Annotated in this window: 11 protein-coding genes; 7 read left to right on the top strand and 4 right to left on the bottom strand. The window is 46.6% G+C overall.

Annotation, left to right across the window (positions count from 1 at the left end):
* The first annotated feature begins 261 nt into the window (after positions 1–261).
* The 5 genes from gatC (at position 262) to ACVC9U_RS15800 (ending at position 4228) form a co-directional block, all read left to right on the top strand.
* Positions 262–552 carry an Asp-tRNA(Asn)/Glu-tRNA(Gln) amidotransferase subunit GatC gene (gene gatC, locus ACVC9U_RS15820; RefSeq protein ID WP_003179590.1) on the top strand — a complete coding sequence of 97 codons (291 nt, stop codon included), beginning with the start codon at positions 262–264 and terminating at the stop codon, positions 550–552.
* A gap of 22 nt (positions 553–574) precedes the next feature.
* Positions 575–2032, top strand: coding sequence for an Asp-tRNA(Asn)/Glu-tRNA(Gln) amidotransferase subunit GatA (gatA, locus tag ACVC9U_RS15815; RefSeq protein WP_023855604.1), 1458 nt, complete (start codon positions 575–577; stop codon positions 2030–2032).
* Between the two features lie 13 nt (positions 2033–2045).
* On the top strand, positions 2046–3476 hold the full coding sequence (gatB, locus tag ACVC9U_RS15810) for an Asp-tRNA(Asn)/Glu-tRNA(Gln) amidotransferase subunit GatB (protein ID WP_145653761.1): 1431 nt from the start codon (positions 2046–2048) through the stop codon (positions 3474–3476).
* A 171-nt stretch (positions 3477–3647) separates the two neighbouring features.
* Positions 3648–3950, top strand: a complete 303-nt coding sequence (locus ACVC9U_RS15805) for a DUF2089 family protein (protein WP_003179601.1) — start codon at positions 3648–3650, stop codon at positions 3948–3950.
* The gene (locus ACVC9U_RS15800; protein WP_075755326.1) at positions 3947–4228 is read left to right on the top strand and encodes a hypothetical protein; all 282 of its coding nucleotides are present in this window, start codon (positions 3947–3949) and stop codon (positions 4226–4228) included. The genes ACVC9U_RS15805 and ACVC9U_RS15800 overlap by 4 nt, the downstream gene beginning before the upstream one ends.
* A 72-nt stretch (positions 4229–4300) precedes the next feature.
* Here ACVC9U_RS15800 and ACVC9U_RS15795 read toward each other — a convergent pair whose 3' ends face one another.
* Both ACVC9U_RS15795 and ACVC9U_RS15790 read right to left on the bottom strand, forming a co-directional pair.
* On the bottom strand, positions 4301–5383 hold the full coding sequence (locus ACVC9U_RS15795) for a glycoside hydrolase family 26 protein (RefSeq protein ID WP_075755328.1): 1083 nt from the start codon (positions 5381–5383) through the stop codon (positions 4301–4303).
* 123 nt (positions 5384–5506) lie between these two features.
* Positions 5507–6355 (bottom strand): TetR/AcrR family transcriptional regulator, encoded by an 849-nt coding sequence (locus ACVC9U_RS15790; protein ID WP_075755330.1) that lies wholly within the window; start codon positions 6353–6355, stop codon positions 5507–5509.
* Positions 6356–6501: 146 nt separating this feature from the next.
* Between ACVC9U_RS15790 and ACVC9U_RS15785 the strand changes: the two genes are divergently transcribed.
* Both ACVC9U_RS15785 and ACVC9U_RS15780 read left to right on the top strand, forming a co-directional pair.
* Positions 6502–9660 (top strand): efflux RND transporter permease subunit, encoded by a 3159-nt coding sequence (locus ACVC9U_RS15785; protein WP_441391285.1) that lies wholly within the window; start codon positions 6502–6504, stop codon positions 9658–9660.
* A gap of 131 nt (positions 9661–9791) precedes the next feature.
* Positions 9792–9992 (top strand): hypothetical protein, encoded by a 201-nt coding sequence (locus ACVC9U_RS15780; RefSeq protein WP_441391284.1) that lies wholly within the window; start codon positions 9792–9794, stop codon positions 9990–9992.
* A 97-nt stretch (positions 9993–10089) separates the two neighbouring features.
* Here ACVC9U_RS15780 and ACVC9U_RS15775 read toward each other — a convergent pair whose 3' ends face one another.
* Both ACVC9U_RS15775 and ACVC9U_RS15770 read right to left on the bottom strand, forming a co-directional pair.
* Positions 10090–10632, bottom strand: coding sequence for a GNAT family N-acetyltransferase (locus tag ACVC9U_RS15775; RefSeq protein ID WP_075755336.1), 543 nt, complete (start codon positions 10630–10632; stop codon positions 10090–10092).
* 16 nt (positions 10633–10648) lie between these two features.
* Positions 10649–11599, bottom strand: coding sequence for a nucleoside hydrolase (locus ACVC9U_RS15770; protein WP_075755338.1), 951 nt, complete (start codon positions 11597–11599; stop codon positions 10649–10651).
* Between the last annotated feature and the right edge of the window lie 148 nt (positions 11600–11747).

Raw genomic sequence — 11747 nt, 5'->3', positions numbered from 1 at the left:
ATCAACCGTGAAAAACATCCGATTTTATTGAAAAAGGGCGTGATGGTTCTGATAAGCGTCGTAATGAAAACGCTTACAAATATTATAAAAAGTAAAAATATTCTGAATATTAGTACGTGCTATTTTACTGAATTTTTCATGTGCGATAAAATAAAAGCCGCCAAATGGGGCGAAGATCGCGGTTTTGTTGATTTAGAAGGCTAAAATTTGATATGATCAGTATTATGACTAAGCGAGAATAACCTTGGAGGTGTTTTTAGTATGTCGCGTATTTCTATAGAAGAAGTAAAGCATGTCGCCCATCTTGCCAGACTGGCGATTACGGACGAGGAAGCGGCGATGTTTACCGAACAGCTTGACAGCATTATTTCATTTGCAGAAGAGCTGAACGAAGTCGATACAGAGAATGTTAAACCAACAACGCACGTATTGCAAATGAAGAATATCATGAGGGAAGATGTCCCTGATAAAGGACTTCCGGTTGAAGACGTCGTCAAAAACGCGCCTGATCATAAAGACGGCTACATCCGCGTGCCGTCAATCTTGGACTGAATAAAGGAGGGAGCGAGAGAACATGTCACTGTTTGACCATAAAATATCTGAATTAAAACGTCTCATACATAATAAAGAGATCAGCATATCAGATTTAGTCGATGAATCTTACAAACGGATTCACGAAGTTGACGGAAAGGTACAAGCCTTTTTGCAGCTTGATGAAGAAAAAGCCCGCGCATACGCTAAAGAATTGGACGAAGCGCTTGATACCCGTGATGAGCACGGCCTTCTTTTCGGGATGCCGATCGGCATTAAGGACAATATCGTAACAAAGGATCTGCGGACAACGTGCGCAAGCAAAATTCTCGAAAACTTTGATCCGATCTATGATGCAACCGTTGTTGAGCGTCTTCACGAAGCTGAAGCGGTCACCATCGGAAAGCTGAACATGGATGAATTCGCGATGGGCTCTTCCACGGAGAACTCAGGCTTTAAAAAGACAAAAAACCCGTGGAACCTCGAAACTGTTCCGGGCGGATCAAGCGGAGGCTCAGCGGCTGCGGTTGCGGCCGGGGAAGTGCCGTTTTCACTTGGATCTGACACGGGCGGATCGATTCGCCAGCCGGCATCTTTCTGCGGCGTCGTCGGCTTAAAGCCTACATACGGACGCGTTTCCAGATACGGCCTTGTCGCATTTGCTTCTTCATTGGATCAAATCGGCCCGATCACAAGATCTGTCGAAGACAACGCTTACCTTCTGCAGGCGATTTCAGGCGTCGACAAAATGGATTCGACGAGCGCCAATGTGGACGTTCCCGACTATTTGTCAGCGTTAACCGGCGACATTAAAGGACTTAAAATTGCCGTGCCGAAAGAATACCTCGGCGAAGGAGTGGGAGAAGAAGCGAGAAATTCCGTCCTTGAAGCGCTGAAAGTGCTTGAAAGCCTTGGCGCGACATGGGAAGAGGTATCGCTTCCGCACAGCAAATACGCGCTGGCGACTTACTACCTGCTTTCTTCATCTGAAGCGTCGGCAAACCTGGCGCGCTTCGATGGCATCCGCTACGGCTACCGCACGGACAATGCCGACAACCTGATCGACCTGTACAAACAGACGCGTTCCGAAGGATTCGGAAACGAAGTGAAGCGCCGCATCATGCTCGGTACGTTCGCGCTCAGCTCAGGCTATTACGACGCATACTATAAAAAAGCGCAAAAAGTCAGAACGCTGATCAAAAAGGACTTTGAAGACGTATTTGCAAACTATGACGTCATCATCGGACCGACAACGCCGACGCCGGCATTTAAAATCGGCGAAAAAACGAGCGATCCGCTGACCATGTACGCCAATGACATTCTGACGATTCCTGTCAACCTTGCGGGCGTACCGGGAATCAGCGTACCGTGCGGATTGGCGAACGGCTTGCCGCTCGGCCTGCAAATCATCGGCAAACACTTTGACGAAAGCACAGTATACCGCGTCGCTCATGCATTCGAACAGGCGACAGACCACCATAAAGCAAAACCTGAACTGTAAGGGGTGAAAAAACATGAACTTTGAAACGGTAATCGGACTTGAAGTCCACGTGGAGCTCAAAACAAAATCGAAAATTTTCTCCAGTTCTCCAACGCCATTCGGCGCGGCGGCCAACACGCAGACAAGCGTTATCGATTTAGGCTATCCGGGTGTACTGCCTGTGTTGAACAAAGAAGCCGTCAATTTCGCGATGAAAGCCGCGATGGCGCTCAACTGTGAAATTGCGACAGAAACGAAATTCGACCGGAAAAACTATTTCTACCCCGACAACCCGAAAGCTTATCAAATTTCACAATTTGATAAACCGATCGGCGAAAACGGCTGGATCGAAATCGAAGTCGGCGGAAAAACGAAGCGCATCGGCATCACCCGCCTTCATTTGGAAGAGGATGCGGGAAAACTGACGCATACAGGCGACGGCTACTCCCTTGTCGACTATAACCGCCAGGGAACACCGCTCGTTGAAATCGTCTCCGAGCCCGATATCAGAACGCCTGAAGAAGCTTACGCCTACCTTGAAAAACTGAAATCGATCATTCAGTATACAGGCGTTTCCGACTGTAAGATGGAAGAGGGCTCGCTCCGCTGCGACGCCAACATCTCGCTCCGTCCGATCGGACAAGAGGAGTTCGGCACAAAGACAGAGCTGAAAAACCTGAACTCATTCGCCTTTGTTCAAAAAGGCCTTGAGCACGAAGAAAAACGCCAGGCGCAAGTTCTTTTGTCAGGCGGTGTCATTCAGCAGGAGACGCGCCGCTATGATGAAGCATCCAAAACGACGATTTTGATGAGGGTCAAAGAGGGATCTGACGACTACCGCTACTTCCCTGAGCCTGATCTTGTCGAGCTTTACATTGACGATGAGTGGAAACAGCGCGTGAAAGACAGCATTCCTGAGCTTCCGGACGAGCGCCGCAAGCGCTACATCGAAGAGCTTGGCCTTCCTGCCTATGACGCGAAAGTGCTCACTTTGACAAAAGAAATGTCCGACTTCTTCGAAGCGGCCGTCGAAAAAGGCGCAGACGCGAAGCTGGCGTCGAACTGGCTGATGGGTGAAGTGTCGGCTTACTTGAACGCCCAGCAAAAAGAGCTTGCGGATGTCGCGCTAACGCCTGAAGGCCTTGCCGGATTGGTCAAGCTGATCGAAAAAGGCACGATTTCATCGAAAATCGCGAAAAAGGTCTTCAAAGAATTGATCGAAAAAGGCGGAGACGCAGAAAAAATCGTCAAAGAAAAAGGCCTTGTGCAAATCTCTGACGAAGCGACGCTCAGAAAGCTTGTCACAGAAGCGCTCGACAACAATCCGCAATCGATCGAAGACTTCAAAAACGGAAAAGACCGTGCGATCGGCTTCCTTGTCGGCCAAATCATGAAAGCCTCAAAAGGACAAGCGAACCCGCCGATGGTCAACAAGCTTCTTCTTGAAGAGATTAATAAACGATAAAAACAGATTTATGCTACTTAAATGGAGGTCCTCATATTGGGGACCTTTTTTATTTGTGCAAAGATACAAATGAATAATAAATAAAATTAAATTTTATTTGAATTTTATTTATAAATATATTATCATTAATTTGAATTTTGTTTTTAAATTTGTTGATAAGAGGGGCTGTCTATGGAAAGAAAAGATGTACCCGAGTGGATATTAGCTTTAGAAGAAGAGGACGTAGAATTTATTAAAAACTTTATGCTGAAATCTGGTTCGTTAAAAGAAATTGCAAAGAGTTATCAAGTATCTTATCCAACAGTCAGGGTTAGATTGGATCGATTAATACAAAAAATTCAACTCATTGATGAGTTGGAAAATGAGACTTTTGTTAACTTTATTAAACAGTTAGCTATTGATGATCAGATAAGTCTGGAAAATGCAAAGTTAATCATTGAGAAATATAAAAAAGAACGGGGCGTTCATAAATGAATACTATATATATACTACTGATCGGATTTACAATACTAGGAATTCAATATTTTTTATCTACCAGGAATCGTACTTTTTGGGGAGCTATACTGCCAACAGCTTATATCATTTTTCTCGTTGCATTATCCATTCATGAAGGAAAATCTTTCGCATCATTCTATCTTCCTCTTATTGGCGGACTAGCTTTATTGCTAGGGGAATGGATTAAAGGCAGAGAAGCTTTGAAAAAAAAGCAGGAAAGAGAAATGAGAGTAATGAAAGCCATGGATATTAAATAACAGGATCAGCCTCAAAAGGACAGAACAAGCTGCTTAAAAAACCTTGGAGAATAACTCTCCAAGGTTTTTTCATTATTCCACGACAGGCGTCAAAGAACCGCCGTCCCATATGTCTCCCTTATTCAGCGTCCATGGATGAAGATAGAGGGTGTCCGCTCCCTTATTCACAGCAGGGCTCCACTCATCGTTCCACGCTAGGAAGTACGTCGTTTTCGGGTATTTTTCTTTGATTGCATGGATAAACCGCGCGTAATCCAGGCCGCCGTTTGTCGTTTGCGGTCCGACCTCTGTAAAGGCAAACGGCTTGTTCAGCGATGTGAGCTGATCGTAGCCATCAATGGCGTACGGGTCATCAAAATAAGCGTCAAGCCCGACAATGTCCACATATGATGCCCCCGGATAAAAGTCTGTTTTAAAGTCTCTGTTGGCGTCAGGCGCATACACCCACAACAGATGATCCAAGCCTCTTGTCTTTGTCATATAGTCATAGATTTTCATATAGAGCTGTTTGTACAAGGAGATTCTCGCGCTGTCTTTTTGATTATATTGCGTCAGCCCCCACCAGAACCATTCGCCGTTCATTTCGTGAAGGGGTCTGAATAGAACGGGCACACCTTCATTTTCAAGCTCCTGGAGGCCATCTGCGATTTTGCTCAGCATCGCCTCAAGCCGTTTTCCTTCGGGCGTGGAAGAATCTAAAATTCTCTCATACTGGCTGTTTGAAATCTGAGTTTTATAATGACCCGAAGTAAACGCGGGGTTTGCGAGGTGCAGACTGATTTGCGGAATGCCTCCGCTTTTCCAGTATGCGATCAAATCACGGTTGCAGCTGTAGTTAATCGTATCGGCGATCTCTTCCGGCTCCAGCCATCCTCTTGCATAATCGCAGCCGTATATGGCTGGCAGCTGTCCTGTTGCCTGATTGATCCGGTCGGCTTCAGCCGTTGAAAATGTGTCGAGGCTGTATCCTCCGAATGCCCCGGACATTACTCGGTTTTCTGTCCGATTGGGCAGGTGGGCAAGCCAGTTCATCACCGCTTTCGTCGTCGGTTGGGCATTCGGGTTCACCGGAGAAACGGTGTGTGCGTAGCTCGGCTGCGAAACGGCAAAAGCAAGGAGCAGCGCGAAGATAAAGCAAACGATGTTTTTTTTCACTAAGGTAAAACCCCCTAAAAATCTAGATTGTCTTAAGCGATCTTATTATACATGCTGCTTCCAAAATATTCATGGTCAGATCGTCGTATTGTAAGGAAATAAAAAAACAGCCATAAGGCTGTTTTATGAATGAAGGAAACGGGTGACCATTCCATATAGATGCTGAACATTGTCCTGATGCTCCAAGTTTGTCAGCATGCCCTGGAGCACGGGTGTGCGGGGCGAATCTTTTCTCAGCTCTTCCTCGATCACATCCAGTGTAATGAGAATGTCTTCCGGCAGGGCCGGCTGACGTTTGGCATCTTCAAGCTCCCGCAAAATCGTATGTTTATCGGCCGTATTGCCGGCGTTCCGGTAATAGCTGTACGTGCGGCCGGCCAGGATCGGCCGCTCCCCGTTTTGAACCATGCCATCAATCATGTCATCGATTCTTCTCATAATAAAATCCGCAAGTTCGTAAAAATCGATGTCCAGTTCATTAAAGATAAACAAATTTTGATAAGACTGCACGATGCCTTGAACGATCACGGACAAGTCTGACAGATAAGGCTTCACAATGTCACCGTAGGCGGCTGACAGCGCGTTTTGATACGTCTCGTGGAATTTTTGGCTGACATTTTTAAAATATTCTTCAATCTTGCTGTTTTCCGGGATGCTGTGTTCGCTGATCATCACGAGAATAAAGTCGCGGTGCTCCTTGCTCTCACTGAATTGATAAGCAATCTGTTCCTTGAATGTTTCCTTCGGAGGAAAATTCTTTTGCTGAATGATCTTCATATTTTCCATGGTTCGATCGATATAATACTTAATGATCGCAAGCAAAAGCGCTTCTTTCGACTTGAAATGCAGGTAGAAAGCTCCTTTTGAAATGTTGCATTCATTGGCGATGTCCTGAATCGTTGTGGAAGCAAACCCGTTTTTCGCGAACAGGTGCAGGCCTGCTTTAATGATTTTTTCTTCTTTTTCTGTCATGAATGTACCCCTTTAACACTTCTTTAAAATTGAATAAATTTTAACATATATAAGTTGACGCTGTTTACTTTTGAAGTTTATTATTGTATAGAATGACCAGTCAGTCAATCTGTATTCTGAAAATGATATACACAATGGAGGTCGTAATGAATTCTATCATTAATTTTGTACTAAAGAACAAGTTCGCTGTGTGGCTGATGACGATTATTGTTACGGTTGCCGGCATTTATGCGGGTTTAAATATGAAGCAGGAATCGATTCCTGATGTGAACATGCCTTATTTGACCATCAGCACGACATACCCCGGAGCCACTCCGAGCCAGGTAGCTGATGAAGTCACAAAGCCTGTTGAACAAGCCGTGCAAAACCTGGACGGCGTCAGCGTTGTGACATCCACATCGTATGAAAATGCATCATCGGTGATGATTGAATACGATTATGAAAAGGATATGGACAAAGCGAAGACGGAAGCCGCTGAAGCATTGGCGAATCTCGTTCTGCCGGACAATGCGAAAGAGCCGAGCATTTCGCGCTACAGCATGAATTCTTTCCCGATCCTCGCGCTCAGCGTGTCCAGTGATAAAGATGATCTTCAAAACTTGACGAAAAAAGTGGAAGACAGCCTCCTGACGAAGCTTGAAGGCCTTGAAGGCGTAGCCTCCGTTCAGCTTTCCGGACAGCAGGTTGAAGAAGTCGAATTTTCATTTAAAAAAGACAAGTTGAAGCAATACGGGCTTGACGAGGATACAGTCAAGCAAGTGATTCAAGGTTCTGATGTGACGACTCCGCTTGGGTTGTACACATTCGGCAAAGAAGAAAAATCGGTCGTCGTCAGCGGCGATATCGAAACAATTAAAGACTTGAAAAATATGAGAATTCCAGCGGCGTCTGCCGGAGGCGCAAGCGCGCAAGCCGGAGCGCAAAGTGCGCAAGCGGCCCAGGGAGCGCAGGCTCAAGCCGGAGCACAGAGCGCCGGACAAGCTCAGCAAAGCGCGGGAATCCCGACGGTTAAGCTATCTGACATCGCAACGATTAAAGATGTCAAAAAAGCCGAATCCATTTCACGCACCAATGGTAAAGACAGCATCGGCATCAGCGTCATTAAAGCAAACGACGCCAATACCGTCGAGGTAGCCGACAATGTAAAAGCTGAACTCGAACAATTCAAAAAAGACCACAAAGGCTTCAAATACAGCTCGACATACGATCAAGCCGAACCGATCACCGAGTCGGTCGAGACGATGCTGAGCAAAGCGATTTTCGGAGCGATCTTTGCGGTTGTGATCATTCTCTTATTCCTTAGGGATATTAAATCAACATTAATCTCGGTCATTTCGATTCCATTGTCATTGTTAATCGCACTGCTCGTCCTAAACCAGCTTGATATCACGCTGAATATCATGACGCTCGGCGCCATGACGGTCGCCATCGGACGGGTTGTCGACGACTCGATCGTCGTCATCGAAAACATTTACCGCCGCATGAGGCTGAAAGATGAGCCGCTGCGCGGAAAAGCGCTCGTGCGCGAAGCGACAAAGGAAATGTTCATGCCGATCATGTCATCAACGATCGTGACGATCGCGGTATTCCTGCCGCTCGCACTCGTCGGCGATCAAATCGGCGAATTGTTCCTGCCGTTTGCCTTAACAATTGTATTCGCGCTTGCCGCATCCCTGCTGATCGCAATCACGCTTGTCCCGATGCTTGCGCACACCCTCTTTAAAAAGTCGTTGACAGGTGCGCCGGTGAAGGCGAAAGAACACAAGCCTGGGGTACTGGCCAACTTCTACAAAAAAGTGTTGAATTGGTCGCTCAGCCATAAATGGATCACTTCGATCATCGCGGTTCTGATGCTGGTCGGAAGCTTGTTCCTCGTGCCGTTAATCGGAGCGAGCTACTTGCCTGCTACAAAAGATAAAATGGTGCAGATCACGTATACCCCTGAACCGGGAGAAACGAAAAAAGAAGCGGAAAAGGAAGCGCAAAAAGCTGAAAAAGTCCTATTGGACCGCAAACACGTCGATACGGTTCAATATACGTTAGGAGCGGGAAATCCGCTGATGGGCGGAAGCTCAAACGGCGCGTTGTTCTATATCAAATATGAGGAAGACACGCCTGACTTTGATAAAGAAAAGGACAACGTCCTAAAAGACATTCAGAAGCAATCCAAACGCGGAGAATGGAAAACCCAGGATTTCAGCTCGTCAGGCAATAACAATGAGTTAACGTATTATGTGTACGGAGATTCAGAAAAAGAGATTAAAGGCACTGTAAAAGAGATCGAAAAGATTATGAAAGACCAAAAAGACCTGAAGAACGTAAGCTCAGGCCTGTCCAGCACATATGACGAATTTACTTTTGTCGCTGACCAGGAGAAATTGAGCAAACTCGGGTTAACGGCATCACAGATTTCTCAGGCGCTCATGAAAGAAACATCGCAGGCGCCGCTTACAACCGTGAAAAAAGACGGAAAAGATCTTGATGTCACGATTAAAACAGAAGAAGAAACTTATAAGAGTGTCAAAGATTTAGAAAACAAGAAAATCACAACTCCGACCGGCCAGGAAGTAAAAATCGGCGATGTCGCGAAAGTGAAAGAAGGCACGACATCTGACACGATTTCAAAACGCGACGGCAAAATCTATGCCGATGTCACGGCGGAAGTCACATCTGACAACGTCACGGCCGTATCAGTCGACGTACAGAAAAACATCGACAAGATCGAACTGCCTGACAACGTCACAATCGATACCGGCGGCGTATCCGCTGATATCGAAGATTCCTTTACAAAACTCGGACTCGCAATGCTTGCGGCGGTTGCGATCGTCTACCTCGTGCTTGTGATTACATTCGGCGGAGCACTGGCGCCATTTGCGATCCTGTTCTCGCTGCCGTTTACGATTATCGGCGCCTTGGTCGGACTATACGTATCAGGAGAAACGATCAGCCTGAACGCAATGATCGGAATGCTGATGCTGATCGGAATCGTCGTCACAAACGCGATTGTCTTAATCGACCGCGTCATCCATAAGGAAGCGGAAGGGCTCTCAACGAGAGAAGCGCTCCTTGAAGCCGGCTCTACAAGGCTCCGTCCGATCCTGATGACGGCCATCGCCACAATCGGCGCCCTGATTCCATTGGCGCTCGGATTTGAAGGCGGCAGCCAGGTCATTTCAAAAGGACTCGGCGTCACTGTTATCGGCGGTTTGATCAGTTCAACGCTCCTTACCCTTCTGATCGTACCGATCGTATACGAAGTACTGGCGAAATTCCGCCGGAAAAAACCGGGTATGGAAGAAGAGTAAGTCGATAAAACATAAACCCCTTGGAATGGTCCTTCCCAAGGGGTTTTTTCTTTGATGAGACGATCGGCGGTGTTTAACAAAAATATCCTGTGTTATGCTTTGTCAAAGGTAACGTGATGAGGAGGCAGTGAATGGAATCGAAAGGAAACAGCGAACCAAGCACCAAAATTGTAAAGTGGCTCACCTGGATCATACCGATCGTGTTGATCGGAGTCATATTTCTCTTAAAAAATATGAGAAACCCTGTGACTGATGTTTTATTTTATATTGTATGCGCAGGTGTTATCATCTTAGTGATTTTCAGCATCATAAAAGAGACAAAAAGCAGATGAAGGCTTATTTTGTACTTGTCGATGAAGGTTGAATGATCTTCATCGACAAGCTTTTTTAATGCTGCTGATTTCGTTCTCCAGCCCCGCAAAAAAGCGGTTAATCATGCGGATTGATCACAGCCAGCAGCTGATGATCTTCCCATTTTCCGTTGATCTTGACGTTTTTCCGGGCGATACCTTCTTTGTGAAAACCCGCCTTCTCCAGCACCCGGATCGAGGCAAGATTACGGGGCATGACGCCGGCTTCGATGCGATGGAGCTTGAGATCGTGAAAGGCGAACTCGACCATTAGCTTGACGGCTTCTGTCGTGTAGCCTTTGCCGTTGTGCTTCTGATCCAAAAAATAGCCGATGAAGGCGCTTTGCAGGGAACCGCGCAGCACCTGGAAAAGGTTAATCGTTCCGATCAGCGCATCGTTTGCAGAATCAAAGATGCCAAAATAGTAATCTTCATCGTTCTGCATATTTTCATATAATCTTTGAAGCCTCTTCTTTTGTCCTTCGATTGTATAAAACGCTTCGTTCCGCTCCATTGAAAACTGTTCAAAAAACGGGCGGTTTGCGTTCTGCAATTCAAGGCATGCCTCGGCGTCTTCAGCCGTGAGCGGCCTGATGTAAATGTTTGTCCCTTTTTTGATCATGGAAAGTCTCCTTTTATCAAGATGGAATGCGGTCGGCTTTTTTCATCAACTCTTCAAAATACGCAAAAAACTGCTCCCTGTCGACTTGATCGACGACTTTGACCATTCTGCCGCGAGGATGCTCTTCTGTCGTTCCTTGGCGCGGGCTTTCCGTATGGACAACAGCCTTGACGGTGCGCGAGCGTGTCATATCGACGGCGCCGAGCGTTAGCGTCGTCAGCACATCCCAAAGGTAGTATGTCGAATTTGTCTCGTTATGGATAAGCGGCGGACACATCGCATAGCACTGGCCGATAAAATCGATCCCGACATGCTTTCTGAGGCTCGCCCAATGGGAGCGGATATCGTTTGTCAATGGCACCTGGTTCGTGCTTTCAAGCGCGACCATTTCGATCTGAATATCGCGTTCAAACACCGTCTTGACGCTGTAAGGGTCCCAAAAGGCGTTCCATTCCGCCGTCCCGTCGTGCTCAGGCTCTTCCACATTCCCTTTCTCAAGGAAGGTGCCGCCCATCCAGACAAGCTTTGCAATGTGCTTGATGATCGCCGGTTCTTCCTCAAGCGCCCTTGCCAAGTCTGTCAGCGGGCCAGTGAACAGCAGTGTCACCGGTTCCGGGCTCTGTTTGACGCATTCAATCAGATGAAGGTGGGCGGGCAGGTCTGACACAGGGGTCCGGACTTCGCCTTTTTCATTTAAAAGCGGCAGAGCGTCGACATAAAAAGCGTGCATGCGCCACTCCTTCGGGAACGGATGCACCCCTCTTGAATCGGATGCCGCCATCTCGACCTGGTACGAACCGAAGCGGTCAATGATTTTTCGACTGGCACTGAGAGCCGGCTCCAAATAGCAATCCGCCGGTATGACGGATGTTCCGATCAATTTGATGTCTTCCATCTGCAACAGCAGAAACAAAGAGACGAGATCATCGACGCCTCCGTCATGGTTAAAATAAACGGGCTTTTTCACAGCAACATCTCCTTTTTTCTTAATATTGATTATTTTACATCAATTAGATCCCGAAGTCTTTTTTACCATGAATTAGGGTATTTTATCTAAAATTAAACAAATAATAAAACCCATTTTGTTGCGATTTTTTCAACAACTAGTATAATTA

This window comes from Bacillus sp. GM2 (assembly GCF_056155945.1).
This window is presented reverse-complemented; position numbering and strand designations above follow the sequence as displayed.